This is a genomic window from Mesorhizobium sp. WSM4828, from assembly GCF_055811175.1.
On sequence record NZ_JBVVQK010000019.1, the window covers coordinates 105085 to 129338 of the forward strand.

27 protein-coding genes and 1 tRNA gene are annotated in these 24254 nt (G+C 62.5%); 11 read left to right on the forward strand and 17 right to left on the reverse strand.

Features of this window, described 5'->3' with window-relative positions; all coding sequences use genetic code 11:
- Position 1: 1 nt before the first annotated feature.
- The 7 genes from AC0L2X_RS21280 to AC0L2X_RS21310 all read right to left on the reverse strand — a co-directional run bounded on the left by AC0L2X_RS21280 (position 2) and on the right by AC0L2X_RS21310 (position 6566).
- Positions 2 to 895: a carbohydrate ABC transporter permease gene (locus tag AC0L2X_RS21280; protein ID WP_473555782.1), complete on the reverse strand. Its 894-nt coding sequence runs from the start codon at positions 893 to 895 to the stop codon at positions 2 to 4.
- A 1-nt stretch (position 896) separates the two neighbouring features.
- A complete protein-coding gene (locus AC0L2X_RS21285; RefSeq protein ID WP_376705884.1) occupies positions 897 to 1748 on the reverse strand; it encodes a carbohydrate ABC transporter permease in 852 nt (283 codons plus the stop codon).
- A 187-nt stretch (positions 1749 to 1935) separates the two neighbouring features.
- Positions 1936 to 3261 (reverse strand): ABC transporter substrate-binding protein, encoded by a 1326-nt coding sequence (locus AC0L2X_RS21290; RefSeq protein ID WP_473555779.1) that lies wholly within the window; start codon positions 3259 to 3261, stop codon positions 1936 to 1938.
- A 33-nt stretch (positions 3262 to 3294) separates the two neighbouring features.
- Positions 3295 to 4380 carry an ABC transporter ATP-binding protein gene (locus AC0L2X_RS21295; protein ID WP_352493393.1) on the reverse strand — a complete coding sequence of 362 codons (1086 nt, stop codon included), beginning with the start codon at positions 4378 to 4380 and terminating at the stop codon, positions 3295 to 3297.
- A 164-nt stretch (positions 4381 to 4544) separates the two neighbouring features.
- The gene (locus AC0L2X_RS21300) at positions 4545 to 4784 is read right to left on the reverse strand and encodes a DUF2188 domain-containing protein (protein WP_023674770.1); all 240 of its coding nucleotides are present in this window, start codon (positions 4782 to 4784) and stop codon (positions 4545 to 4547) included.
- 28 nt (positions 4785 to 4812) lie between these two features.
- Positions 4813 to 5106 carry a DUF982 domain-containing protein gene (locus AC0L2X_RS21305; protein WP_473555776.1) on the reverse strand — a complete coding sequence of 98 codons (294 nt, stop codon included), beginning with the start codon at positions 5104 to 5106 and terminating at the stop codon, positions 4813 to 4815.
- A 290-nt stretch (positions 5107 to 5396) separates the two neighbouring features.
- Complete coding sequence (locus AC0L2X_RS21310; RefSeq protein WP_473555775.1) at positions 5397 to 6566, reverse strand: NADH:flavin oxidoreductase/NADH oxidase; 1170 nt, start codon at positions 6564 to 6566, stop codon at positions 5397 to 5399.
- A 153-nt stretch (positions 6567 to 6719) separates the two neighbouring features.
- On the opposite strand from AC0L2X_RS21310, the gene AC0L2X_RS21315 reads away from it, so the two are divergent.
- Positions 6720 to 7298: an NUDIX domain-containing protein gene (locus AC0L2X_RS21315; RefSeq protein WP_473555772.1), complete on the forward strand. Its 579-nt coding sequence runs from the start codon at positions 6720 to 6722 to the stop codon at positions 7296 to 7298.
- A 190-nt stretch (positions 7299 to 7488) separates the two neighbouring features.
- Here AC0L2X_RS21315 and AC0L2X_RS21320 read toward each other — a convergent pair whose 3' ends face one another.
- The 3 genes from AC0L2X_RS21320 to AC0L2X_RS21330 form a co-directional block, all read right to left on the reverse strand.
- A complete protein-coding gene (locus AC0L2X_RS21320) occupies positions 7489 to 8001 on the reverse strand; it encodes a GNAT family N-acetyltransferase (RefSeq protein WP_473555770.1) in 513 nt (170 codons plus the stop codon).
- The gene (locus tag AC0L2X_RS21325) at positions 7998 to 8273 is read right to left on the reverse strand and encodes a type II toxin-antitoxin system TacA family antitoxin (RefSeq protein ID WP_473504082.1); all 276 of its coding nucleotides are present in this window, start codon (positions 8271 to 8273) and stop codon (positions 7998 to 8000) included. The genes AC0L2X_RS21320 and AC0L2X_RS21325 overlap by 4 nt, the downstream gene beginning before the upstream one ends.
- Before the next feature lie 272 nt (positions 8274 to 8545).
- A tRNA-Leu gene (locus AC0L2X_RS21330) sits at positions 8546 to 8631 on the reverse strand.
- A 279-nt stretch (positions 8632 to 8910) separates the two neighbouring features.
- On the opposite strand from AC0L2X_RS21330, the gene AC0L2X_RS21335 reads away from it, so the two are divergent.
- The gene (locus tag AC0L2X_RS21335; protein ID WP_473555768.1) at positions 8911 to 9363 is read left to right on the forward strand and encodes a cupin domain-containing protein; all 453 of its coding nucleotides are present in this window, start codon (positions 8911 to 8913) and stop codon (positions 9361 to 9363) included.
- A gap of 602 nt (positions 9364 to 9965) precedes the next feature.
- On the forward strand, positions 9966 to 11771 hold the full coding sequence (gene ade, locus AC0L2X_RS21340; RefSeq protein WP_473555766.1) for an adenine deaminase: 1806 nt from the start codon (positions 9966 to 9968) through the stop codon (positions 11769 to 11771).
- Positions 11772 to 12009: 238 nt separating this feature from the next.
- Here ade and AC0L2X_RS21345 read toward each other — a convergent pair whose 3' ends face one another.
- From AC0L2X_RS21345 to AC0L2X_RS21355, 3 genes are all read right to left on the reverse strand, one after another.
- Positions 12010 to 13173 (reverse strand): alpha/beta hydrolase, encoded by a 1164-nt coding sequence (locus AC0L2X_RS21345; RefSeq protein ID WP_473555764.1) that lies wholly within the window; start codon positions 13171 to 13173, stop codon positions 12010 to 12012.
- A gap of 132 nt (positions 13174 to 13305) precedes the next feature.
- Positions 13306 to 14379 (reverse strand): alpha/beta hydrolase, encoded by a 1074-nt coding sequence (locus AC0L2X_RS21350; RefSeq protein ID WP_292657769.1) that lies wholly within the window; start codon positions 14377 to 14379, stop codon positions 13306 to 13308.
- Between the two features lie 103 nt (positions 14380 to 14482).
- Positions 14483 to 15877, reverse strand: a complete 1395-nt coding sequence (locus AC0L2X_RS21355) for an aminopeptidase P family N-terminal domain-containing protein (protein ID WP_473555763.1) — start codon at positions 15875 to 15877, stop codon at positions 14483 to 14485.
- Between the two features lie 127 nt (positions 15878 to 16004).
- Between AC0L2X_RS21355 and ilvA the strand changes: the two genes are divergently transcribed.
- On the forward strand, positions 16005 to 17261 hold the full coding sequence (ilvA, locus tag AC0L2X_RS21360) for a threonine ammonia-lyase IlvA (RefSeq protein ID WP_473555760.1): 1257 nt from the start codon (positions 16005 to 16007) through the stop codon (positions 17259 to 17261).
- On the opposite strand, the gene AC0L2X_RS21365 is transcribed toward ilvA, so the two are convergent.
- Positions 17254 to 17820 (reverse strand): hypothetical protein, encoded by a 567-nt coding sequence (locus AC0L2X_RS21365; RefSeq protein ID WP_473555758.1) that lies wholly within the window; start codon positions 17818 to 17820, stop codon positions 17254 to 17256. The genes ilvA and AC0L2X_RS21365 overlap by 8 nt on opposite strands.
- Before the next feature lie 69 nt (positions 17821 to 17889).
- Between AC0L2X_RS21365 and AC0L2X_RS21370 the strand changes: the two genes are divergently transcribed.
- A complete protein-coding gene (locus AC0L2X_RS21370) occupies positions 17890 to 18438 on the forward strand; it encodes a DUF1697 domain-containing protein (RefSeq protein ID WP_473555756.1) in 549 nt (182 codons plus the stop codon).
- Between the two features lie 8 nt (positions 18439 to 18446).
- Here AC0L2X_RS21370 and AC0L2X_RS21375 read toward each other — a convergent pair whose 3' ends face one another.
- Both AC0L2X_RS21375 and gloA read right to left on the reverse strand, forming a co-directional pair.
- Complete coding sequence (locus AC0L2X_RS21375) at positions 18447 to 18740, reverse strand: DUF2218 domain-containing protein (protein WP_473555753.1); 294 nt, start codon at positions 18738 to 18740, stop codon at positions 18447 to 18449.
- Between the two features lie 78 nt (positions 18741 to 18818).
- Positions 18819 to 19259 carry a lactoylglutathione lyase gene (gene gloA, locus AC0L2X_RS21380; protein ID WP_376704588.1) on the reverse strand — a complete coding sequence of 147 codons (441 nt, stop codon included), beginning with the start codon at positions 19257 to 19259 and terminating at the stop codon, positions 18819 to 18821.
- A gap of 215 nt (positions 19260 to 19474) precedes the next feature.
- On the opposite strand from gloA, the gene AC0L2X_RS21385 reads away from it, so the two are divergent.
- The 4 genes from AC0L2X_RS21385 to AC0L2X_RS21400 all read left to right on the forward strand — a co-directional run bounded on the left by AC0L2X_RS21385 (position 19475) and on the right by AC0L2X_RS21400 (position 21951).
- Complete coding sequence (locus tag AC0L2X_RS21385; protein ID WP_473555752.1) at positions 19475 to 20071, forward strand: cold-shock protein; 597 nt, start codon at positions 19475 to 19477, stop codon at positions 20069 to 20071.
- A gap of 19 nt (positions 20072 to 20090) precedes the next feature.
- Positions 20091 to 20654, forward strand: a complete 564-nt coding sequence (locus tag AC0L2X_RS21390; RefSeq protein ID WP_352668281.1) for a DUF192 domain-containing protein — start codon at positions 20091 to 20093, stop codon at positions 20652 to 20654.
- 20 nt (positions 20655 to 20674) lie between these two features.
- Entirely contained in the window at positions 20675 to 21442 is a 768-nt protein-coding gene (locus AC0L2X_RS21395) for an alpha/beta fold hydrolase (protein ID WP_473555750.1), read from the forward strand.
- A 137-nt stretch (positions 21443 to 21579) separates the two neighbouring features.
- The gene (locus tag AC0L2X_RS21400) at positions 21580 to 21951 is read left to right on the forward strand and encodes a hypothetical protein (protein WP_473600278.1); all 372 of its coding nucleotides are present in this window, start codon (positions 21580 to 21582) and stop codon (positions 21949 to 21951) included.
- A 42-nt stretch (positions 21952 to 21993) separates the two neighbouring features.
- On the opposite strand, the gene AC0L2X_RS21405 is transcribed toward AC0L2X_RS21400, so the two are convergent.
- Positions 21994 to 22608 carry an HD domain-containing protein gene (locus AC0L2X_RS21405; RefSeq protein ID WP_473555746.1) on the reverse strand — a complete coding sequence of 205 codons (615 nt, stop codon included), beginning with the start codon at positions 22606 to 22608 and terminating at the stop codon, positions 21994 to 21996.
- A 159-nt stretch (positions 22609 to 22767) separates the two neighbouring features.
- Between AC0L2X_RS21405 and cysE the strand changes: the two genes are divergently transcribed.
- Positions 22768 to 23616 carry a serine O-acetyltransferase gene (gene cysE / locus AC0L2X_RS21410; RefSeq protein ID WP_473555745.1) on the forward strand — a complete coding sequence of 283 codons (849 nt, stop codon included), beginning with the start codon at positions 22768 to 22770 and terminating at the stop codon, positions 23614 to 23616.
- 213 nt (positions 23617 to 23829) lie between these two features.
- Positions 23830 to 24033: a DUF3126 family protein gene (locus tag AC0L2X_RS21415; protein WP_023674799.1), complete on the forward strand. Its 204-nt coding sequence runs from the start codon at positions 23830 to 23832 to the stop codon at positions 24031 to 24033.
- Positions 24034 to 24254 lie beyond the last annotated feature (221 nt).

A 24254-nucleotide genomic window follows, 5' to 3' on the forward strand; every position in this document is an offset into this window, starting at 1 on the left:
GCTATTCCTTCACGGCTCCGGTCATCGAGGAAACATAGTGCTCGACAAAGAACGAATAGAGCACCACGACCGGCAATGAACCGATCAGCGCTCCCGCCATCAGCGCCCCCCATTCATAGACGTCCGAGCGCACCAGCTCGGTGAGCACGCCGACCGGCACGGTCTTGTTTTCGGACGACTGGATGAAGGTCAAGGCATAGATGAACTCGTTCCATGACAGGGTGAATGCGAAGATGCCGGCGGAAATCAGCCCCGGCACCGACAGCGGCAGCACGATCTTGGTGAGGATCTGCCAGCGGCTCGCGCCGTCGATCAGCGCGCATTCTTCCAGCTCGAACGGGATCGAGCGGAAGTAACCCATCAGCAGCCAGGTGCAGAACGGGATCAGGAAGGTCGGATAGGTGAGGATGAGCGCGAAGGGCGTGTCGTAAAGCCCAAGGTTGAACACCATCACCGACAGCGGAATGAACAGGATCGAGGGCGGTACGAGATAGGCGAGGAACACCGCGAGGCCGACCTGCCGCGCCCCGGAGAACCGCAAGCGTTCGATCGCATAGGCAGCGAACACGGCAGCCAGCAGCGACAGGAACGTGGCGGCGGTCGAAATGATGATCGTGTTGAGCAGCCAGCCCGGATAGGATGTCTCGAAGAGCAGGTAGCGGATATGCTCGAGCGTCGGATGCACCACCCAGAACGGATTGAAATTGGCGTAGTCGGTCATCTCGAGGTTGGGCTTAACCGCCGTGATCGTCATCCAGTAGAACGGAAACAACAGCACGATGACGAAGATCAGCAACGGCAGGTAGACCGTCACCACGCGGCGCGGCACGCTCTGCAGGTAGCCCATGCCGCCTTCGTCGAGTTCCGGGCGTTTGCTTGTATCGATCGCGGTCATGTCAATCTCCGCCGCCCTGCTGCCATTTGCGGCGCTGCAGGCCAAAGTAGCTGAACAGGATCGCCGCCAGCAGGAACGGGATCATGGCGACTGCGATCGCGGCGCCTTCGCCAAGCTGGCCTCCGGAAATGCCGCGCTGGAACGACAGCGTCGCCATCAAATGGGTGGCGTTGACCGGCCCGCCGCGCGTCAGCACATAGATCAGCTGGAAATCGGTGAAGGTGAACAGCACCGAAAACGTCATGGTGATGGCTATGATCGGCGTCAGCAGCGGCAGCGTCACATAGCGGAACAATTGCCAGCGGCTGGCGCCGTCGAGCGTGGCGGCCTCGTAGAGCGACTGCGGAATCGTCTGCAGGCCCGCAAGCAGCGTTATCGCCACGAAAGGAATGCCGCGCCAGACATTGGCGGCGATGACCGAAGCCCGCGCATTCTCCGGATCGCCGAGGAAGTTGATGCGATGGTCGATCAGGCCCATTTCCATAAGCGCCCAGGACAGGATCGAGAACTGGGAATCGTAGATCCACCAGAAGGCGATCGCCGACAGCACGGTCGGCACCACCCAGGGGAGCAGGACGATCGCGCGGAAGAACGATTTGAACGGCAGGTTCTGGTTGAGGATAAGCGCCAGCCACAGGCCGAGCGCAAACTTCAGGATCGAGGCGCTGATCGTGTAGAGCAATGTGTTGAAGACGGAGAGCCAGAAGACGGCGTCGTCCCACAGATATTCGTAGTTCTCGATGCCGATGAAGATGCCGGGGCGGCCGATGCGGGCATCGGTGAAGCCGAGCCAGACGCCGAGCCCGAGCGGATAGGTCAGGAAGACCAGCAGCAGTGCCGCCGCCGGCAGCATGAAGCCGAAGCCAAGCGCGTTATGACTTTCAGACACGAACGTCAAAATGCGCGACAGCGTCGACCGGCGTGGCTGAGCGGCAGCGGAGGTCACGGCCATGGGTCGGCTCCTCTAGGGTCTCATTGAACGGCCGGGCGGCCATGCGCGATTCGAAGCCGGGCAGCATGGCCGCCCGGCTGAATCCGGCTCAAACGCGATAGTAGCGGTTTGCGCGCTTCTCGGCTTCTTCCATCGCTTCTTGCGGCGTCGCCTGGCCGGTCACCGCCTTGGCGAACATATCGACCAGCACATAGTCGGCCATGGTCGCCGCCGAGGCATAGCCAAGCGGGCCGGCATAGCCGTTGGGCCGCAGCGTCGCCGAGGCCTTGGCGTAGGCGGCATTGTTCGGATCGGCCGTCCACACCGGGTTGTTGTCGAAGGCTTTGAGCGTCTGGCAGCAATAGCCCGCCGAGGACGTGATCCACTTGGCCATTTGCGGTTCCTCGAACATGAACTGCAGATAGGCCTTGGCCGCGTTGGGGTAGGGCGTGTAGTCGAAGATCACGGCCGTGGTCACCTGGAACAGCTCGACGGATTTCCCGACCGGACCGATCGGCAGGTTGGTGGTGCGGATGTCCTTGGCCATCTCGGCCAGTTTCGGATCCTTGTCCTTGTTGATCTTGGCGGTGTTGTAGGCCGAAATGCCGTTGGCGATGACGCTCAATTCGCCGGCCAGGAAGGCGCGGTTGTTGTTGACGTCGAGCCAGCTTTCGGTACCGGGAATGAAGGTCTTGTAGAGCTCCTGCGCGTATTCGATCGCCTTCAGCGTTTCGGGGCTGTTGATCGTCACCTTGCTGCTCTCGTCGACCATTTTGCCGCCGTGGCTCCACAGCAGCCAGTGGGCGTAGTTGTTGCCGTCGCCGACGCCGTGGCCGTGTGTGAAGCCGGCCGGATGGCCCTTCGCCTGCAACGCCTTGCAAAGTTCGAGCAAGCCTGCCGTGTCCTTCGGAAATTCGGAGAAGCCGGCCTCCTTCACCCAGCTTTCGCGATAGACGATGGCATTGCCGATGGTGGCCAGCGGCAGGCCGAGGAATTTGCCTTGCCGTGTGGCATATTGGTGCGGTCCATCGTGCCAGCCGCCATATTTCGAGCCGAGATATTCGCCCAGTTCCGACACGTCGTGCAGCTTGTCGGGATATTGGTGCGGATCGTCGAACCAGACGAACATCAGGTCCGGGCCGGAGCCGACATTGGCGGCGACCGCCGCCTTGGGGCGGATGTCCTCCCAGCTTTCCTTGTCGACGCGGACCTCGACGCCGGTCGCTTCGGTGAAGCGCTTGGTGTTGGCCAGCCATTGATCCTCGTCGCCCTGCACGAAGGGCGACCAGCGCAGCAGCCTGAGCTTGGCGCCGTCCTCGGGCTTGTACTTCAATCCCTCCTGGGCAAAGGCGGGAGAGCCGATGAGCCGGCTTCCCAAGGCTCCCGCCGCCGCGCCGGCGGTGGTGCGGATCACGTCGCGTCTGGTGAATTTCATGCTCGCTTCCTCCTGCTTATTGTCCTTGCCGTCCTACTGCTCGATGGGTGTTTCGAACCGCTGTCCGGTTTTGCCGTGAAAGAGATGGATGAGGCCAGGCTCGGCCGTAAGCCGGATGGTTTCGCCCGGCGTGAAGGAATGGCGTTCCCGGAAATTGGCGACGATCTCCTCGCCGCCGGCGGTGCGGCCGATCAGCTGCACTTCGGACCCTGTCGGCTCGACCACCACGACAGTGACCGGAATGCCCAGATGGTCGGACAGCCGTAAATGCTCGGGCCGTATGCCCAGCACGACCGGCTCACCATTGCCGATCGAAAGGGCCGAGGCCAACGGGACCGAAATCCCGCCGGCGCCCCGAAACGACGGCGAGCCGTCGCTTACGATCTCGCCCCTCAGCATGTTCATGGCGGGCGAGCCGATGAAGCTGGCGACAAAGAGATTGTTCGGCCGGTCGTAGAGTTCGAGCGGCGGCCCGATCTGCTCGACGATGCCGTCATGCATGACGACGATCTTGTCGGCCATGGTCATCGCCTCGATCTGGTCGTGGGTGACGTAGACCGTCGTCGTCTTCAGGCGCTGGTGCAGTTCCTTGATCTCGGCGCGCATCTGCACCCGGAGCTTGGCATCGAGATTGGACAGCGGCTCGTCGAACAGGAAAACCTGCGGGTCACGCACGATCGCCCGGCCCATGGCGACGCGCTGCCGCTGGCCGCCGGAAAGCTGGCGGGGATAGCGGTCGAGCAGCGGCACCAGTCCCAGGATTTCGGCCGCGCGCCGCACGCCGGCATCGCTCTCCGTCTTGGGAACGCCCTTGAGCATCAGCGAGAACGCCATGTTCTCGGCGACCGTCATATGCGGGTAGAGCGCATAGTTCTGGAAGACCATGGCGACGTCGCGCTCCTTTGGCGCAACGTTGTTGACGACACGTTTGCCGATCGCAATCTGGCCGCGCGAGATCTTTTCCAGGCCGGCGATCATTCTGAGCAGGGTCGACTTTCCGCAACCCGAAGGACCGACCAGCGTGACGAACTCGCCGTCGTTTATATCGACGCTGACCCCGTGCAGGACCTCGACGTTTCCAAATGATTTGTAGACATCGCCGATTGCGACAGACGCCATCGATCTCCTCCCGATTGATTCCTGCAACGACTTCGAAGGAAACCGCTTTCCTGCCTGGCCCGCGACAGCGCCCAGACTCCTCCCCGGTCACGCGCGATGTGAGACGGTAGCGCTACCAAACCGACCTGTAAAGCACACCGGCATCACTGGGATATCGAGACACCCTAATCGGAAACCTCGGTCTGCGGCCGGTCGCGGCCGTCGGCGAGCTCGTCGTGCCATTTGCCGTCGGCGTCCTCGTACTGGATGCCGTCGGTGTTGCCGGCGACCTGCTGTTCGGCGGAAGCGATCTCGGCGGCGCGCAACGCGTCCTGATGGGTGGGAAATGTTTCGGAGAATGTCGAGCCGACCTTGTAGGCCCAGCCTCCGTCATGCTCAACGATCTTGTAGGTCAGTTTCGCCATGAAACCCTCCGGTTGAAAGCCCGTTGCCTCAATGCAGCCTGTCGTCGGCCAGTCTGTCGTCTGGCAGCTTGTCGTCTGCGACCAGCACGTCCGATTCCCTGGCGGCTTCGATCAGTGCCCGGCGCGCATCCGCCGTCGAACGATAACCTTCCAGCACTTTTAGGCAAGTGTCGAGGGCATCACGATGACGCGGACCGCGATTGAGTGGCCAGACCGTCATCAGGCACTCCGCCGCCTCCTGGGCGCTGCGGATGTGGCGATACTTGCCGACATGGCCGAGTTCGACCACGACCGGCTTTTCAAATGGCTTGCTGTCCATCATCGCCGCCAACGCGGAGCGGCCGATTTGGTTGCAAGTACTATGTTAGCTCAGGCGAATATAGCTCAACAATCTAGCCGCAGTCGGGGCAATCACTTCAGGTTTGCGCTGCCCCTCATCCGCCTGCCGGCACCTTCTCCCCGTATAGTGACGGGGAGAAGAGGACTGACCGCAACCTCGGCTCCCGTTCTGCAACGCTGGAGATTGGCGAAACCGTCGACGAGAGCGCCCCTCTCCCCGTCACTATACGGGGAGAGGATGCCGGCAGGCAGGTGAGGGGCGGCGCGACATCATCAATTGGCCGGCCGAGCGCCATTTCCGTCGGAAACGATTGCCTTGGGCGGCTCATCGGAACCCGTCAGTTCGCCGCCTTTCATCCAATGCTGCATCGTCGTCACCGAGCGGGCAAGCTGCGGCGCCGGGTGGATTTTTTCGCCGAAGGTGGCCGCGGCGCGCCAGCCCCAGCGCGGATCGGCAAGGAAGGCGCGCGCCAGCGCCACCATGTCGGCGCGCCCGTCGGCAACGATCGCCTCGGCCTGTTTCGGATCGTCGATCAGGCCGACGGCCCGCGTCGGGATGCCGACGGCCTTGCGCACCGCTTCGGCCAGATGCACCTGGTAGCCGGGCCCGGACGGCAGCTTCTGCAACGGCGAATTGCCGCCGCTCGAGCAGCAGAGATAGGCGACGCCGGCTTCCTTCAGCGCTTTTGCCACTTCGATCGCATCCTCGACCTCGAAGCCGCCGTCGACCCATTCCTTGATCGACAGGCGCGCGCCCAGCATCAGCCTGGGCACCGCCTTCTTCACCGCCTTGGCGATCTCGACGGCGAAGCGCATGCGGTTTTCCAGCGAGCCGCCCCAGCGGTCGGTGCGCTGGTTGGAGAGCGGCGACAGGAACTGGAAGATCAGATAGCCATGCGCGGCATGCAGCTCGATGAAGTCGAAGCCGGCCCGCTCGGCCCGCCGTGCCGCTTCGGCGAAGCGTTCAATGATTTGCAGGATCTCGTCGTCCTCCAGCGCCCGCGGCACCTGCCAGCCGGTGTCGTAGGCGATCGCCGATGCCGACACGATCGGCCACGGGTCCTGATCGGCGTGCAGCGGGCCGCCACCCTCCCAGGGTTTGCGGTTCGAGGCCTTGCGGCCGGCATGGGCAAGCTGCGTGCCGAATTTCGTGCCCGGTGCGGCCACCCGTTTGGCTGCATCAAGCGTGCGTCGCGCCGCCGCCTCATTGTCTTCGGAATAGAGGCCGAGACAGCCATGCGAGATACGGCCGCGCCGTTCGACCTCGGTCATCTCGACGGTGACCATGCCGGCGCCCGACATCGCCAGGTTCATCCAGTGATAGAGGTGCCAATCGCTGGCCGAGCCGTCGTCGGCCGAATACTGGCACATCGGCGCGACCGCGATGCGGTTGGGGAAGGTGAGGCCGTCGAGGGTGATCGGCTGGAAAAGCGATGAGGTCATAAAAAACTCCGGAAAGGGTTGCCGCTATTTAGGCAGGCACTTGCAGATGCGCCAGACACGAGAGGGTGAACCGGCGCACTGGACCAATTGGTGGCCGGATTGCACGAACCGCCGTTCGCGGCTACGCCTTGCCGCGGCAGCAGGGAGTCCACCATGGAAGATCGCATTCGCATCCGCTCTGAGGAAGTCCTTTCCGACGAATGGGCGGTTTTGAAAAAGACCGTCTTCGACTATCGCCGGCGCGACGGCAAATGGGAAACGCACACCCGCCAGACCTACGATCGCGGCGACGGCGCGGTGATCCTGCCCTTCGATCCGGAGCGGTCGACGGTGCTTCTGGTGCGGCAGTTCCGTTATCCGGCCTACGTCACCGGCCACAAGGAGCCGCTGATCGAGGCCTGCGCCGGCCTGCTCGACGAAGACGATCCCGAAACCTGCATCCGCAAGGAGGCCGAGGAGGAACTCGGCTACCGCCTGAAGGACGTACAGCGGCTGTTTTCACCCTATATGAGCCCCGGCAGCGTGACCGAGCGGCTCTGGTTCTTCGTCGCCCGCTACTCGCCCGCCGACCGCATTTCCGACGGCGGCGGCGCCCACGACGAAGGCGAGGACATCGAGGTTTTGGAAATGCCGCTCGACGAGGCGCTGGCCGGCATCTACGACGGCAGCATTGTCGATGCGAAGACCATCATCCTGATCCAGCATTTGAAGCTGAACCCGATCGGTGGGTGAGGTGGTGGATCTGGGCTAGGTGCGGATTAGGACAAGTCGGTGGATATCGCGGTCACGGTGCGGCAGAGCGACGGGAGGAAGCATCGCGATAGTTCGGCGCATGTATCGACGCGCTCCCAATAGAGGCAGCGCGAAGCGCACTTGATGGGAGGAGCACGTTGGCACCATGCAGGGCCACATTCCGAGCCGTTCAGATCGCAGCTATTGCCTTGGCGATCGCGGCGAAAGGCAGGACCAGGGACAGCGGCGCGTCATCGAGACGGACCGCACCGTAGCCCTCGTACCAGCGTGCGGCCTGATCGCCTTTGGCGTCGATCAACAGGGCTACGCCGCCGACTTCCTGCGCAACTGCTATGCAGCGTTTCCCGGCGGCGAGCAGCAAGCCGCCGCCGAGGCCACGGCCTTGTATCGCACGATCCACTGCGAGGCGACCGAGGCGATAGACCGGCACGTCGTAGCGGCCCAGGCCACGCCTGGCGATCGTCGGTGTGCGGGCATAGTCTATCGAGGCGGGACTGAGGGAATAGAATCCGAGGATGTGCGATGGATATTCCGCCGTCACGGCGACGAAGGTTTTTGCGCCGCCGCTTTCGTGGTTTTGACGCGCGAAGCGCTGTAGATAGGTATTGAGGTCCGCGTCGCCACAGTCGAAGGCGGCACGGTCATGCTGTTTACTGATCGGCACTTCCTGCCAGGAGTTCACGCGAGGGTCTGACCGGCCTTGGCGGCACGGATAAGACGTTCGGTGGGCGCCGGCGGATTTTCGAGCAGGTCGAGGACGCGCAGGCTGTCGCGTTCTGACAGTGCGAGATGTTCGGCGCGTTCGATCGTGGCTTGGGCGTCACGCAGCGCGGAACGCGTGACGAACTCGGTTAGACCGACATTCGACAAAGCCGCTGCACGTGCGATCACGGCTTTTGCTTCGGGCGGAATCCGGAGATCGATTCGGCCATTGTCACTAACATTGCGGGGCATGGGCATATCCTTCGGTTTAATTATACAGTACGGATTCAATCCGTACAACACCAACCTTTCGCCTTAGCTTGAGTTATAGAAATGCGTTCTATAACTCAGAGGGCACAAGCCTAAGGCTCAACCGAGCAGCTTCAATGCCGTTGCAATCGGTAAAAGCGATGACAACGGACGGCTCTGAGGTGGCAAGAGGCCGTGCTTGCGATAGAAGGCTGTCGGGCAGCCAAGCCTTCTTGGCTAGCCACCCAGCTAGGAAATCAAATCAATACCCAATTTGGTGCGGACGACGGGAATCGAACCCGTACGATCAGAGATCGAGGGATTTTAAGTCCCTTGCGTCTACCAATTCCGCCACGTCCGCAGGCCAGCCCTTTTCAGCCGCCAGCCAAAGGCCGTCAAGCCGTCTTCTGCGGTCGACAAATCCGGCACTGGAAGCTGGCGAGGGCTAATCACCTACAGAGATGCAAACAAAATTGTTTCACCTGGAAACATTTTTAGCGGCCGCTTCCGAGGCTACCGCGAATGCGCGTCCCCCGTTCGCAGGATGCGTTGAGGCGCTCCGCTCTGATAGACTCCAATTGGCAAGTGGATCGGCGCGCCGGTACTCGACGCCGTCCTCTACGAACACCGGGAGATTGTCATGCTCAAGCTTGCCTCTGCCCTGGCATTGCTGCTTGTTGGGACGGCGCCTCTGTTTGCCGATGACATGCCGATGAACGCCAAAGACATCAAATGGGGTCCTGCTCCTGCTGTCATTCCCGCTGGCGCTGAAATGGCTGTTATCTCTGGAGATCCCTCAAAGGACGGCGCCTATGTGCTGCGGTTGAAGACACCCGCCGGCTACAAAATTGCCGCACATAATCATCCCACCACGGAATACGTAACGGTGCTTTCCGGCAACTTCCATATTGGAATGGGCGATAAGCTCGACGAGGCGAAAGGTGTCGAACTGACTGCTGGCGGCTTCGGCGTCACGCCGGCCGGAATGAATCACTTCGCCTGGACCACAAGCGATACGATCATCCAGGTTCATGGCGAGGGGCCATTCAAGATCACCTACGTCAATCCGGCCGACGATCCGAGCAAGAAGTGACAGTTCGGGATCGAATTGGATTGAACCGGCTGAAGGCTCGAATGATGGAGTGCGTCAAACTCCGCGACCGTCGATTCAGTAAGATCCGCCAACGCGGCGAAAGCTGATTGGCCGCAACGGAATCGTATTCCGCTTGAGCCATTTTGCCGTGAATGGCGCCATAACAGAAAACCCGCCTCGGGAGGCGGGTCGTTGGAGCCAATTGGCACCGTACCCAAATTAGTAGCATAGCTGCCGGCACAAAGCAAGAACAAAGTTGCTGCGGCCGGCACAAAAGCATAAATGCCTTTGTCCTGCCTTCCCGGCGTCGGGGATTGGCGAAAGCCGTGGTGGCATCGATCTCCCTCCTTGAGGGGGGAGATGCCAAGTTGTGGCAAAGAGGGCAGGCCAGAGGGGGTCGTCTCGCGTCGAGCGCCAGCCTGTTTTGTTCGCGGTAACGGTTCGCGTCAGGACGTCCCGACCCCTTCTGTCGCCTTCGGCGACATCTCCCCCCACTTTGGGTCCCACTTGGGGGGAGATAGGCAGTTTCGCCGTCGGCGCTTACTTCCTCGCTGGTCAAAATCCCCGCGGCTTGGCACAGTCGAGCAAAGAGGAGCCTGTTGATGCCGAAGAATGCGACGAAACCGAAACCCTGGGCCGAGATGGCGACGCATCTGGTCGATGTCGCCATGGGCCGCAAACCCGCCGATCTCGTCATCCGCAACGGGCGCTGGGTCAACGTTCATTCGGGCGAGATCATCGCCGGCACCGACATCGCCATCGCCGGCGGCCGTTTCGCCTATTGCGGGCCGAATGCCAGCCATGCCATCGGCCAGGGCACCAAGGTGGTCGATGCCGGTGGTCGCTATCTGGTGCCGGGGCTTTGCGACGCGCATATGCATGTCGAGAGCGGCATGGTGACGGTGACGGAATTCTGCCGCGCGGTGATCCCGCATGGCACCACCTCGATGTTCATCGATCCGCATGAGATCGCCAACGTGCTCGGCCTGCCGGGTGTTCGGCTGATGCATGACGAGGCCGTCGCCATGCCGGTCAACGTGCTCGTTCAGATGCCGTCCTGCGTGCCCTCCGCTCCGGGGCTCGAGCATGCCGGCGCCGAGCTGACCGTCGCCGACGTTGCCGAGGCGATGACCTGGGAGAACATCATCGGGCTTGGCGAGGTGATGAATTTTCCCGGCGTCGCCGCCAACGATCCGGTAATGTCGGGCGAGATCGCGGCGACGGTGAGGGCCGGCAAGACCGTCGGCGGGCATTATGCCTCGCGCGATCTCGGCCTTCCGTTCCACGGCTACGTCGCCGGCGGCCCGGAGGATGACCATGAAGGCACGCGCGCCGAGGACGCCATCGCGCGCGTCCGCCAGGGCATGAAGGCGATGCTGCGGCTGGGCTCGGCCTGGTATGACGTCGCCTCGCAGGTCAAGGCGGTGACCGAGAGCGGCCTCGACCCGCGCAACTTCATCCTGTGCACCGACGACAGCCATTCCGGCACGCTAGTGCACGAAGGCCATATGGACCGGGTCGTGCGCCACGCCATCAGCCAGGGCTTGAAGCCGGTGACGGCGATCCAGATGGCGACGCTCAACACCGCCCAGCATTTCAAGCTGGAGCGTGAGATCGGCTCGATCGCGCCGGGTCGGCTCGCCGATCTGCTGATCGTCTCCGACCTGGCCGAAATGACGATCGACGAGGTCTATGGCCGCGGCGTCAGGTTGGCCAAGGGCGGCAAGCTCGAGATCGACATTCCGGCCTACAATTATCCGAAGACGGCGAAGAACACCGTCAAGCTCGGCAAGAAACTCAAGGCAGGCGATTTCGACATCGCCGCACCCATGGGCGCCAACGAGGTGCGGGTCCGCGTCATCGGCGTCATCGAGAACCAGGCGCCGACGCGGGCGCTCGAGGCCGATCTTGCCGTCGAGGACGGGCTGGTCGCCATGGACCGCCGCAACGACGTCTGCCAGATCTCACTGGTCGAGCGTCACAAGGGCACCGGCGGCGTCACCAACGCCTTCGTTTCCGGCTTCGGCTATATCGGCGACTGCGCCATGGCCTCGAGCGTGGCGCACGATGCCCACCACATCATCGTCGTCGGCACCAACAAGCAGGACATGGCCCTGGCCGTGAACCGGCTGGGCGAGGTCGGCGGCGGCGTCGTGCTGTTCTCCAGGGGCAAGGAGCTGGCGCTGGTCGAAATGCCGATCGCCGGACTGATGTCGGACGAGCGCGCCGAAATCGTCGCCGCAAAGGCGGACCAACTCAGCGACGCCATGCGCCAGATGGGCTGCTCGCTGAACAACGCCTACATGCAGCACTCGCTGCTGGCGCTGGTCGTCATCCCCGAGCTCAGGATTTCCGACGTCGGCCTGATCGACGTGACGACTTTCCGGAAGGTCGATCTGTTCGTTTGAACGATGGCGGGACAGCGCCCCCCTCTGTCCTGCCGGACATCTCCCCCCTTAAGGGGGGAGATTGGCAGTTTCGTTGACAGCGCCTTGTTCGTCAAAGTTGGAGATTGGCGAAAGCCGAGCTGGCGGCCAATCTCCCCCCAAGTGGGGGAGATGTCCGGCAGGACAGAGGGGGGCGCGAAGGATCGCTGCCGTGCGCTTTGTTCCGAACTGACGTCAATAGTGACCGCTCAGCGATCGCTCACCCGCCTGTCGCAATCGTCAGCACCTTGAACGGCGTGGTGATGACGATTTCGGCGACCGAACCGACGGCCTTGCCGAGGCCCTGGCCAAGATTGTCGAGCTGGGCCGGCGCGGTCTCTTCGGAGGCGAGGCCCGCCGGGGCGCGCAGGCGGTCGCCGAGCAGCTGCACCAGAAACGGGTTGTCGGCGAACTTGGCGTGGTTCAGCCGGTCGCCGCCCTTTGTCTTGGTCAGGTCGACCACCGAGACGCCATAGCTGGCGAGGTCGGCCGCGTCGCCATAGTCGCCGACGCGCGGCTTGTCGCCGGAGATCATGGTCGACAGTCTGAGCGCCCGGTCGTCGCCCGAAAGCAGCACGGCGAACGGCTTGTCGGGCTTGCCGTAGCGGATCATCTGCTTCTTGAACACGTCGACGTCGATGTCGGGCGAGGCCAGGATGACGTAGCCGAGCTTGCCGCCGAGGTCGCGGTCGCCGGTGATGGCAAGCTGGCGCAACGCTTCCATCGTCACCCAGGTCCCCATCGAATGGGCAATGATGTCGATGCTCTTGGCGCGGCTCCTGGCGAGCATGCGCAGCGTCGCTTCGAGATCGTCGCGCGCTGCATTGGCGCTTTCCTTGTCGTAGATGTAGCCGGTCGTCTTGCCGCTCGATGCCCACGAAAACAGCACCGGCGTTCCCGGGTATTTTGTGTCGTGCGCGATCTGCGTCAGCCGGTAGATGCCGTCGTCGAAGCCGTTGTTGAAGCCGTGCACGAAAACCAGCGCGCGGTCGCCGCGCATGGCGATGTCGGCGCCGACCGCCTTGGCGAATTGCGGGGCGCCTTCGTAGAAGGTGACGCCGGTCGCCGTGAAATCCTTCGCCGGATTGCTGTTGGCCGAGCCCTTGACCCGCTCGATGGCGCCGAGCTGGTGGATCTTGGGCACCGTCACCTCGACGCTGGCAAAGCTGGTGGTCGGCGAACGGTCGCCGTCGAACACCTGCCGGGGCTCCTTCGTTGCCCTTTGCCGGGTTGTGGCGACGAAGATCTTGTGCGTCGCCGCGATATCGGAAGCAGGCACGGTGATCGTCGTCTTGTTGAGCAGGTCATGCGTGTTCTGGCCGGCGCAGCCGGTAACCGCGAGCGCGAACGCAACGACGAGAAAGATCTTCGAAGGCACGATCACGCGGGCTCCCGCAAAGGCGACGTCGAGCCGGAGACGTCTTGGCCTATTCGATAGAGGCAGAGGCCGGCACGGTCCAGTTCAAACTGTCCCGATGGCGCGGCAATGATCAACAATGACGGCCGCGCAATGCAGCTATTGTCCGACCGAGGCGATGCGGTCTGTCACTTCGCGGTCACTGGCAAACCCGTCATCCTCGCGCAGCTTCTGGCCAATCAACTGCACCAATTCCGGATTGTCGGCGAATTTGGTGTGGTTGAAGCGGTCGGCGCCCTTGACGCTGGAAAGGTCGACGACCGACACGCCATAGCTGGCGAGGTCGGCAGCGTTCTTGTAGTCGCCAACGCGCGGCCGCGCACCGGCGATCAGGCCCGATAACCTGAGCGCCCGGTCGTCGTCGGAGAGCAGCAGGATGAACGGCTTGTCCGGCTTGCCGTAGCGGCGCATCTGGCTCTTGAACACGTCGACGTCGATGTCGGGCGAGGCTAGCACGACGTCGCCGAGCTTGCCGCCGAGATCGCGGTCGCCGGTGATGGCGAGCTGGCGCAGCGCCTCCATGGTAACCCAGGTCCCCAGCGAATGAGCGACGATGTCGATGCGCCGCGCGCCGGTCTGCGCCAGCATTCTCAGCGTCACTTCGAGCTGGTCGCGGGCAACGCTGGCGCTTTCCTTGTCGTAGACATAATCGGTGGTCTTGGCGCCCGACGCCCAGGAAAACAGCACCGGCGTGCCCGGATAGCCGGAATCATGGGTGATCTGCGTGACGCGGTAGACCGCGTCGTCGAAGCCGGTGTTATAGCCGTGGACGAAAACCATGACGCGGCCGCCGCGCGCTGCGATGTCGGCGCTGAGCGCGCTGGAGAATTTCGGCTGGGTGTCGTATCCGACGACCTCGGAAGCCATGAAGTATTTGGCCGGATCGTCCGACTTGCCGCGCGAGCGCCGCTCGATCTGGCCTGTCTTGTGGATGCCGGGGACGGTGACGTTGACGCGGGCATAGTTCAGCGTCGCCGACCGCTCGCCGTCGAAGACCTTGTTGGGATCGTCGGAGCGCTTGCGCGTGGTGGCGATGAAGATCGAGTGGTTGCCGGCGATTTCCGTCACCGGCACCGCCATCATGGCGCTGCCGAGCAGTTCCTCGGTTTGGCGGCCACCGCAGCCGGCGAGCAGCGCGGCAAGGACAATGATGCAAATCGTCTTCAAGGGCACTTAAGCAATTCCACTCCGGCCTAACCAAAGGCCCATCCACCTCCGCCGCACCTCCCGGACAGGCGAAGTGCGGCAGAAGTAAGTCGCAGGCGCCGAAATGCGCTCAGCGCCTCGCGACTGCCATCGCAGTGTTGCGCGAAAGCCAGAACGGCGGCAGGAAGGCCGGAATGTTGGAAAAGGGCAGCACTTCCGGCTTCAGCCTTATGCCGAGCACGTCGGTCATGAAGGCGCGGCGCGCCTCGATGCGGCGCCAGGCCTCGGGATAGCGCGCGGCGATCTCTTCGCGCAGCGCCTCGTCGGCCAGCGCGATGCCGTCCTCGATGTTGGTGGTGAAATAATCGGTGCCGGTGGCCGGGATGATGTCGACCTGCAAGGCCATGCCCGACTTCAACCTGATGTCGGAGCCGGAAAATACCGGCGAATGCATCCATTCGTCGATATGGACGAGATGGCCGGGATTGAGCGACACGCCGAAGAACGGATCGCCGATGCGCTCGTGCACCGCTTGCCACAGCGCGCCGCCGGGAACGCCGATGCCGACCGTCTCATACCAGTCGACGACGGCGCAGAAATAGGGCGCGACCAGCTTCTCGACATAGTCCTGGATGCCCCTTGGAAGCTCGGCCGCGTCCTCGACCAGAAACCCGGCGCGGGCGTTGAGCGAGCCCTGGATGCCGTAGGCCATGGTGATCGGGTCGCCGCGCTTGATGACGTCGAGGCGCGGGCTTGGCAGGCCATAGGGCGCCCGCTTGCCGGCCGACAGCATCGGGTGGCAGCATTGCGGCAAGCCGTTGATGCCCATCAGCCGCGCCGCCTGCAATTCGGTCATGCCGGGTTCGATGCCTTGCAGCACATTGCGCAGGCCTTGCGAGGAATAGGTCGCGGCGAATTCGAACGCCGCCAGCTGGTCGGCCTCGTTGATGGCGCGCAGGCCGTTGGCAGGGTTCATCAAAAGGTTCGCCGCATTGACGATCACGCCCCTATCGCCGGCAAGGCTGCGCAACGTGTCGGCGATGAAGGACGGCAGGTCGAGCGTCGTTTCGCCAAAACCGGCATCGCCGGCGCCGAACGGCTTCCAGCCGATGGCGCCGATGCGCTGGCCGGCTTTCAGGCCGCAATCGACGAGGATGTCGGCCAGCGATTGCGAGCGGTCGCGCGGCTGCGCCGGCAGCGAAAACGTCTGGTAGAGCACGCGCTCATACGGTCCGTCGCAGATCTCGGCATAGCCCCAGCCCTCATTGCCAACCAGCAGTTTCGGCGACTTGCCGGGAACGATGACCAGCAGCGTCTCCTCGAAGCGCGGGTCGTAGCCGCAGAGATAGGCGACATTGGCTGCATGTTCGCGGTCGCCATAGACGACCAATGCATCGAACCCGCCGCGCGCGACCAGTGCCGCGATGCGGGCCTCATAGGTGGCGCGCGTAACCAGCGGCATCACCGTCGGCTCGCCGAACTCCGGCAGCGAAACGGTTTTCTGGGCCACCGATGCGACAGGCATGAACAGACGCTCCTAACGGCCGACGAGGTTTTGGGAACACCCTTTCGGGGTGGCCGGACAATGGCTTCGCGAGGCCGGATATGCAATAGCGAGACTGAATTCGCCTAGCCTGTAGGGTGCTCTTGCCATGACCAGTTTCTCCTCTCGCGTCGCTGCCGCCGCTGCCGCGATCCGCGAGATCTTTCCGGAAACGCCGCTGCAGGAGAACGACTATCTGTCGAAGAAGACCGGCGCGCGGGTGCTGCTGAAGCGCGAGGACCTGACGCCGGTGCGCTCCTACAAGATCCGCGGCGCCTTCAACTTCTTCCGCAAGACGCTCGCCGCCGGCAACGCTGCCGAGCTGTTCGTCTGCGCCTCGGCCGGCAATCACGCGCAGGGCTTTGCCTTCGTCTGCCGCCATTTCGGCAAAAAGGGCGTCGTCTTCATGCCGGTGACGACGCCGCAGCAGAAGATCGACAAGACGCGGCTGTTCGGCGGCGAATTCGTCGAGATCAGGCTGGTCGGCGATTTCTTCGACGACTGCTACCGTGCCGCACTCGAATTCACCGAAACTGCCGGCGCCCACATCGTGCCGCCTTTCGACCACAAGGACATCATCGAAGGGCAAGCGACCGTCGCCTACGAGATGTCAGGCCAGATGCCCGGCGCGCGCATGCCCGATATCGTCATGCTGCCGGTCGGCGGCGGCGGTCTGGCTGCGGGTGTGACGCATTATTTCGCCGACCAGCACCGCGAGACACGTTTCGTCTTTTGCGAGCCGGCCGGCGCCCCGAGCCTGAGCGAGACCCTTGCCGCCGGAAAGCGGGTCAAGCTCGCCAAGGTCGACAATTTCGTCGACGGCGCGGCGGTGGCCGAGATCGGCCGCGAGCCGCTGCGCCACCTCAAGGAGTTTGCCGCCGACGCCGTGCGGCTGATCCCGGAAAACCGGCTCTGCGCAACCATGATCGAAATGCTCAATGTCGAAGGCGTCGTGCTCGAGCCGGCCGGCGCACTGGCGATCGATGCGCTCAAGGATTTTTCCAGGAAGGAAATCAGGGGCAAGACCATCGTCGCCGTGGTGTCGGGCGGCAATTTCGATTTCGAGCGGCTGCCGGATGTGAAGGAACGGGCGCTGCGCTTCGAGGGCTTGAAGAAATACTTCATCATCCGCTTTCCGCAGCGGCCCGGCGCGCTGCGCGATTTCCTCGAATTGCTTGGTCCCGACGACGACATCGCCCGCTTCGAATATCTGAAGAAATCGGCGCGCAATTTCGGTTCGGTGCTGATCGGCATCGAAACCAAGGACCGCCGCAATTTCGACCGGCTCAAGGCGAATTTCGACGCCGAGAGCGTCCACTACCAGGACATCACCGACAACGAGACGCTCGCCGGGTTCATCATTTAGTGCTCCCATCTCCAAGCCCAAGGCAGCTTCGGAAACTGTGCATAAGGGCGTTATATTTGTTTGACAATTCTTTCTTCCTGGGCACTGAATCTTCTTCAAATAATTTGTTCCAAGCTTTGTTCCATGGATAGTGGCAGTCAGTCGTGCGGTTGCCATCCACCCCGGAAATCTCCGCACGTATCTTTGCGTCCTCCCCTGGCCCATTGTAGGTCTGGAACACGGTGTGAATAAATTCGTCATATGCAAGGAAAAGGTTCTCGTTAAATAGATGCCTATAGACATTCATGTTTTTGTCGGTAAATCTTTTCAGGTTTACCGTGTCTTCCGGTGTTATTTCCTTCCAATCGCCGACCCACATGCAGAAGCAAAAAAGCGAATTTAGTTTCGGCGCAATGAGATCATAAATTTCGAGCCTCTTTTCTATAATTTTTCTATTTTGCCATTGCGCCTGCTCAAGAGATTTTATTTGCTTGTTTATGCGCCACCCGAAATAAGCCAGCACTGCGGGAACTGACGCGCCAACGATCAACTTCAGGATTTCGAACGGCTGGTTTTCCAAAGTATTATCCCCCAACTGAATTCCAGATTGTATGGTATAGCTAAGAATCTGATAATTGATAAGGACTGAATGGATTTGACGACCTTCGTCGCGCTGTTTTCCGGCATCAATGTCGGCGGCAACCGCATCGTCAAAATGGCGGAACTCAGGTCGTTCTTCGAGCAGTTCGGCTTCTCCGCTGTCGCCACCTATGTGCAGAGCGGCAACGCCGTGTTCCGGTCGCCAGATGGCGATGCGGCGATGCTGACCAGGCGGTTGGAAGCGGAATTCGAGAAAAAATGGGGCTTCCATTCGCGCATCATGGTGCGCGATCTCGGCTGGCTCGAGCGGCTGGCGGCGGACAATCCCTATCCCGAAGTGGCCGGCGAGCCTACCAAGCTGCACGCCTATGCGCTGGAGCGCCGGCCGACCCCCGAGGAGGTCGCCCGGCTGGCGGAAAAATGCACTGGGCCCGAACGCTTCGAGGTCAAGGGCGACGTGCTCTACCTGCATGCGCCCGACGGGCTCGGCAAATCGGTGTTTGCCAACCTCATCCCGCGCGTCCTGAAGGTACCCGGCACGGCGCGCAATTGGCGCACCGTGCTGATGCTGCTGGAGATGGCCAAGGCCGGCGGTTGACTGGTCGCCTACGCAGCCGGAGCGCGTTTCCAGTCGAATGCCAGCTCCTCACGGAAGGCGAAGCGCTTGATGTGCTCGGCGACGACCGTTTCCAGGCGCTCGAGCGAGCCGGCCTCAGCGGTCGTCACCGCAATGTGCAGCGCAGCCGGGTCGGCATCGAGAACCGTGCGGCCGAGCGTCAGATCGATGGTGCCGTGGTTCGGGTCGAATTCGACTGGAAACTTGTGCGCCCAATGCTTGCACAGCTGCTGCAGATAGCGGCTGGCATGTTCGGTGGCGACGTCGACATGGCTGCTCGGCATGGATGAATTCTCCCTGGGAATGCGGACGCGAAAACCGAACCGGGGCCCGCCTGCGTCCGCTCAATACGGCGTGATCGGCTACCAGCTGCCGGTGTTCGGCATCGACGCCCACGGCTCGGCCTTCGGCTTTGCCGGACCTTTCTGCAACAGCTCGATCGAGATGCCGTCCGGCGATTTGACGAACGCCATGTTGCCGTCGCGCGGCGGCCGGTTGATGGTGACGCCATTGTCCATCAGCCGCTGGCAGGTGGCGTAGATGTCGTCGACCTCATAGGCAAGATGGCCGAAATTGCGGCCGCCCTTGTAGTCTTCCGGGTCCCAATTGTAGGTCAGCTCGACCAGCGGCGCCTTTTCGGAGATGCCGCTCTGCTCGTCTTCGGGCGCGGCAAGGAAGATCAGCGTGTAGCGGCCTTGCTCGTTTTCATGGCGGCGCACTTCCTTGAGGCCAAGCTTGTTGCAGTAGAAATCGAGCGAAGCATCGATGTCGGCGATGCGGACCATGGTGTGCAGATAGCGCATGATTTCCTCCTTATGTTGCGTTGCGGCGCAACATAGGGGCGGCCCGGCCAAAGGGCAATTGGCCACGCCTGCCGGCGCCGGCAAACGGCAAATCCGCTATTCCTGTACGGAACCGTGAAAAAAGGCACGTCAGGTCTTGCACACACCGGAAGCCGCGGTGTTAATCTGATACCAAGAATCAGTTGCAGTGTTTCTTGAAAAAAGGGGGCGTTCTTATGGGGGAAAAGGCCTCTTTCATGGGGCGGGACGGGGCCGGTAACGATGCGTTGAAGCGGGATGAGAGCGCCGATACGGCCGATCTCGTCGAAATCGCTGGCGCCATCAAATGGTTCGACGTGGCCAAGGGCTACGGTTTCATCCTTCCCGATGATGGTACTTCGGGCGACATCCTCCTCCATGTGACATGCCTTCGAAAGGACGGTTTTCAGACCGCCCTGGAAGGCGCCCGTGTCGTCTGCCTGGTCAAGCAGGGCGAGCGCGGGCTGCAGGCTTTCCGCGTGCTCTCGATGGATGTCTCCACGGCGGTGCATCCGGCAGAGCTGCAGGAGCAGCGCACCCATGTCGCGGTGACGCCGGAAAGCGGCCTCGAACGGGCGCTGGTCAAATGGTTCAACCGGACCAAGGGGTTCGGCTTTCTGACCCGGGGCGAGGGCACCGAGGACATTTTCGTCCACATGGAGACGCTGCGCCGCTACGGCATCACCGAACTCCGGCCGGGCCAGGTGGTGCTGGTCCGCTTCGGACGCGGCGACAAAGGCCTTATGGCTGCCGAAATTCACCCCGATATGGGTACCTTGCCGGTCTCGCATTAGTTCCGGCCGAGGATTTCATATGGCTCACAGGAACCGGCTGACGGCGGGCGCGCTCTGCGCCGGGATTTTCCTCATCGTCGCCGCAAGTGCGTTCTTCTATTTTCAGCAACCGAGTTCGGCCGACGGCAAGGCGATGATCCTTCCCGTCGATCCGGTGCCGCTGGTCGCGGTGACGAAGGCCGGCGAGCGTTCTTTTTCCGTCGAAATCGCCGACACGCCCGCCGAGCGCGAGGCTGGCCTGATGTTTCGCCGCCACATGGCCGACAATCACGGCATGCTGTTCGTCTTCGGTGCGCCGCAGGATGTGAGCTTCTGGATGAAGAACACGCCGATGCCGCTCGACCTGGTCTTCGTCGGCCAGGACGGCCGGATCCGGGCGATCAAGCAAGGCGAGCCGCAGTCCGAGGCGATCATCTCGCCGGACGAGCCGGTGCGCTTCGTGCTCGAGCTCAAGGCAGGCACCGCCGCCAAAAAGGGCCTTAAGGACGGCGACCTGCTGCGCCATCCGGCCATCGGCACGGCGCCGGGGCCGGCCATGCCGCCGCCCGACAAGGGCGATGCGCCGAATGTCGATTCCGACTGAACGGGCAGGATCTTCGGCCGATGCAGTTCTTCTCCCATGACGGTTTCGATCTTGCTTTCCTTGACCGCCAGCCGGCATCGGGGCAGGGCGATCCGGTGCTGATGATCCACGGCTTCGCCTCGAGCCATTACGTCAACTGGGTGTCGCCCGGCTGGTTCAAGACGCTGAACGATGCCGGTTACCGTGCCATCGCCTTTGACAATCGCGGCCATGGCTCGTCGTCGAAGAGCTATGACGAAGCCGACTACACGCCTGCAAAAATGGCGTCGGACGCGGCAGCGCTTTTGAACCATCTCGGCATCGAACGCGCTCATGTCATGGGTTATTCGATGGGCGCGCGCATATCGGCCTTCCTGGCGCTCTCCGACCCGGACAAGGTGGCGACGCTGGTCTTCGGTGGGCTCGGCATCGGCATGGTCGACGGTGTCGGCGACTGGGATCCGATAGCCGACGCCCTCCTGGCCGAGGATCCCGCAGGCACCAGCGACCCGCGCGGCCGCTCGTTCCGCGCCTTCGCCGATCAGACCCGCAGCGATCGCCGGGCGCTCGCCGCCTGCATCGCCACGTCGCGCGAATTGCTGAGCGAGGCCGACCTTGCCCACATTGCCCAGCCGACGCTGATCGCCGTCGGCACCAAGGACGACATCGGCGGCTCGCCGGATGAACTCGCCGCGTTGATGCCGAACGCCAGGGCGTTTCACATCGAAGGCCGCGACCACATGCTGGCGGTCGGCGACAAGACCTTCAAGCAGCGCGTGCTGGAGTTTTATGCCGAGTATCCGCTTTGACGGATGGCTCCCCAAAAGCGGCCATTGGGCCTGAAGCTGGGGTTCTTAGCGGTTTTGCAACGATACAGAAATAAATGAGGTACGACGTGTGGATCGGTTCAAACCCGCCACGCGCTAAAAAGAGGGCAGGGGGTACGATGGTACAATGGGGAAGAAGCGACGCCGCTTTGCCGGGGGTCGTTACGAAAAGCACGTTCGGCGAATGGTCCGTTGTTCTAGCGCTGGCCGCACTGGCGACAGGGGCGATTGCGATCACCGCGTTGATAGCAATGCCGAGCGACGCCTCCCCACTGCTCCAGAACAGTGCGACCGGCTTCTTCGCTGCGGTATTTTTCCTGGCCGGGCCGTTGGCACATCTTACCGGCGCGGTCTTCGGGCTGATGGCGCTTGGGCGCCCAAACGACAATCGTGTGCTCGGCCTGGCTGGCATCGTGGTCAACGGCGCGTCGCTGGCGGCCGGGGTGTTCATGCTGTGGGCAATGGCATCGACTTTTGGCGCGTTCACGTGATCTCGGGCCAAGATCCCGGACGCAAGCGAGCAACGCGTCGGGCTACGATCCGCGCGGGCTGTACCCCAGCGCCCTGAGCGACCGCGCCATGTTATGCCGGGCCTGGGTTTCGAAGCGCCGGCGGAACTCCTCGCTATGGAAGATATGCGGACGGGCGAGGAAGCCCTTTAGCACAGCGGCACGGCCGGCCCGCCACATCGGCTCCTCGACCCACTGATATTCGCGGCGGACCGCCTGTTCGTAAGCGTCGAACACGTCAGGCGCAGCACCCAGGATCGCCAGGTCCATGTCGAGGAACAGCGCCGCGTCACGAACGGAATGCTGGTCGCCAAGGGGCGGCAATTCGTGGCTGGCAGTGGCAGTGATCATCGCCGCGATGCGGCCGATGCGTTGTGCGTCGGCACGGCCGGCGAGCTTCTCCTCGGCAAGTGCGGCACTCCTCGCCTCATTGTCCTTGGCGCGGCTGTCGTAGATCGCGTCGTGGAACCAGATCGCCGCTTCGACTGCTTCAGGATCGTGCAGCAACGCCTTGTAATCATTGGCTAGCGCCAGCATCGTCTCGATGTGGCCGAGGTTGTGATAATGGCGGTCCCCGGCCTTGTAGAGCGCGGAAAGCTCGCGCTTCAGGGTCTCGTCCATCAAGGTTGCGTTTTCCATGGCTGCTTGAAATTCCGCGAACCAAATCCATTTGACGAAGCACTAAGGAAAATTGAGTTCACCCGTGCTATGATCTGGCTTATAGGTGCGGCCGGAGAATAGGCAAGCCGCGAACTGAGACATTGGATGGCCGAGACATTGGATGGCCGGAGACATCAGATGAACAGCGTTACGATTTCCCGTCCCACCAGGGTGCAGCCGGTAGATCCGATCTGGCGTTCGATCCGCGACGAAGCGATGGAAGCGGTCAACCGCGATCCGCTGCTGGCGGCGTTCCTCTATTCGACCATCCTCAATCAGGAAAACCTGGAAGAAGCGGTTATCCACCGGCTGGCCGAGCGCCTCGCCCACCAGGACATCGGCTCCGACCTCATCCGCCAGACGTTCAAGGCGATGGCGGCCGACGACAAGGACTGGGCGACGACGGTGCGCGTCGATATCCAGGCTTATTACGACCGCGATCCGGCCTGCGACCGCTTCATCATGCCGGTGCTCTACTTCAAGGGTTTTCATGCCATCCAGACGCACCGGCTGGCGCATTGGCTGTGGAGCCAGGGCCGCCAGGATTTCGCGCTGTATCTGCAGAGCCGGTCGTCCTCGGTGTTCCAGACCGACATCAATCCGGCAGCCCGCATCGGCAAGGGCATCTTCCTCGACCACGCCACCGGCCTCGTCGTCGGCCAGACGGCGGTGATCGAGGACGACGTGTCGATCCTGCACGGCGTGACGCTGGGCGGCACCGGCAAGGCCGGTGGCGACCGCCATCCCAAGATCCGCTACGGCGTGCTGATCGGCGCCGGCGCCAAGATCCTCGGCAACATCGAGATCGGTCATTGCTCGAAGATCGCGGCCGGCTCGGTGGTGCTGTCGCCGGTACCGCACAACAAGACGGTTGCCGGCGTGCCGGCCCGCGTCGTCGGCGAGACCGGCTGCGACCAGCCCTCGCGCCAGATGGACCAGCTGTTGCCATCGCAGACGATGGACCACGTCGTCAGCTTCGACATCTGAGTGCTCGGGCAGGGGGCTGAATTCCTGCCCCCTATGCCGGCTTGCCTTTACATGGCCATTGTCGACGTGCCAGAAGCGCGCTCACCAATGCATGTCGCCCAAAAGCGCCCAGCGGTTTTGGGATAGCGACATGCATGAAGCAAGATTTAAAGCGCGTCGCATCGGTCTATTCAGACGCGACGCACTTGAGCAAGCGACGATCGGAGAAGACTGTTGAAGCCGGACGAAATCAGAAAGCTGGACGCCTATTTCAAGCGCACCTTCCAGAACCCCAAACTCGAAGTGAAGGCGCGGCCGCGCAAGGAAGATTCGGCCGAGGTCTATGTCGGCGACGAGTTCCTCGGCATCGTCTTCAAGGACGAGGACGACGGCGATTATAATTTCTCGATGGCGATCCTCGACATCGATCTGGCCTGAGCCGGGAATTTTAGCTGGCCGGACCTGCTTGTTGCAGGCGGAACCGCCTGATGGCAGGGCGCAAACCTCGGGGACTGGCTGGAGCATCCCCAACTTCGTCATCCCAGGGCGGAGCAAGGAGCGAAGCGACGCGGCGCAGACCCTGGGATCCATATGTGGACGGCCCCCTGCTTGCAAGGTGTGGCTCAGGTCTGATCGGATCGCTTGCATCCATATGTCCG

Bases quoted from the DNA above. Each gene is read 5' to 3' on its own strand.
- gloA (WP_376704588.1), bottom strand. From the start codon at position 19,259: ATGCGCTATCTGCACACCATGGTCCGCATCGCCGACATCGATGCTTCG.
- AC0L2X_RS21300 (WP_023674770.1), bottom strand. From the start codon at position 4,784: ATGGCGAAACTGACCTACAAGATCGTTGAGCATGACGGAGGCTGGGCC.
- AC0L2X_RS21285 (WP_376705884.1), bottom strand. From the start codon at position 1,748: ATGCTGCCGGCGGCGGCACTGCTGCTGGTCTTCCTGACCTATCCGCTC.
- AC0L2X_RS21280 (WP_473555782.1), bottom strand. From the start codon at position 895: ATGACCGCGATCGATACAAGCAAACGCCCGGAACTCGACGAAGGCGGC.
- AC0L2X_RS21315 (WP_473555772.1), top strand. From the start codon at position 6,720: ATGGAAGATCGCATTCGCATCCGCTCTGAGGAAGTCCTTTCCGACGAA.
- AC0L2X_RS21395 (WP_473555750.1), top strand. From the start codon at position 20,675: ATGCAGTTCTTCTCCCATGACGGTTTCGATCTTGCTTTCCTTGACCGC.
- AC0L2X_RS21335 (WP_473555768.1), top strand. From the start codon at position 8,911: ATGCTCAAGCTTGCCTCTGCCCTGGCATTGCTGCTTGTTGGGACGGCG.
- AC0L2X_RS21305 (WP_473555776.1), bottom strand. From the start codon at position 5,106: ATGATGGACAGCAAGCCATTTGAAAAGCCGGTCGTGGTCGAACTCGGC.
- AC0L2X_RS21355 (WP_473555763.1), bottom strand. From the start codon at position 15,877: ATGCCTGTCGCATCGGTGGCCCAGAAAACCGTTTCGCTGCCGGAGTTC.
- AC0L2X_RS21370 (WP_473555756.1), top strand. From the start codon at position 17,890: ATGGATTTGACGACCTTCGTCGCGCTGTTTTCCGGCATCAATGTCGGC.
- cysE (WP_473555745.1), top strand. From the start codon at position 22,768: ATGAACAGCGTTACGATTTCCCGTCCCACCAGGGTGCAGCCGGTAGAT.
- AC0L2X_RS21310 (WP_473555775.1), bottom strand. From the start codon at position 6,566: ATGACCTCATCGCTTTTCCAGCCGATCACCCTCGACGGCCTCACCTTC.
- AC0L2X_RS21375 (WP_473555753.1), bottom strand. From the start codon at position 18,740: ATGCCGAGCAGCCATGTCGACGTCGCCACCGAACATGCCAGCCGCTAT.
- ade (WP_473555766.1), top strand. From the start codon at position 9,966: ATGCCGAAGAATGCGACGAAACCGAAACCCTGGGCCGAGATGGCGACG.
- AC0L2X_RS21400 (WP_473600278.1), top strand. From the start codon at position 21,580: ATGGTACAATGGGGAAGAAGCGACGCCGCTTTGCCGGGGGTCGTTACG.
- ilvA (WP_473555760.1), top strand. From the start codon at position 16,005: ATGACCAGTTTCTCCTCTCGCGTCGCTGCCGCCGCTGCCGCGATCCGC.
- AC0L2X_RS21325 (WP_473504082.1), bottom strand. From the start codon at position 8,273: ATGCCCCGCAATGTTAGTGACAATGGCCGAATCGATCTCCGGATTCCG.
- AC0L2X_RS21295 (WP_352493393.1), bottom strand. From the start codon at position 4,380: ATGGCGTCTGTCGCAATCGGCGATGTCTACAAATCATTTGGAAACGTC.
- AC0L2X_RS21390 (WP_352668281.1), top strand. From the start codon at position 20,091: ATGGCTCACAGGAACCGGCTGACGGCGGGCGCGCTCTGCGCCGGGATT.
- AC0L2X_RS21385 (WP_473555752.1), top strand. From the start codon at position 19,475: ATGGGGGAAAAGGCCTCTTTCATGGGGCGGGACGGGGCCGGTAACGAT.
- AC0L2X_RS21290 (WP_473555779.1), bottom strand. From the start codon at position 3,261: ATGAAATTCACCAGACGCGACGTGATCCGCACCACCGCCGGCGCGGCG.
- AC0L2X_RS21405 (WP_473555746.1), bottom strand. From the start codon at position 22,608: ATGGAAAACGCAACCTTGATGGACGAGACCCTGAAGCGCGAGCTTTCC.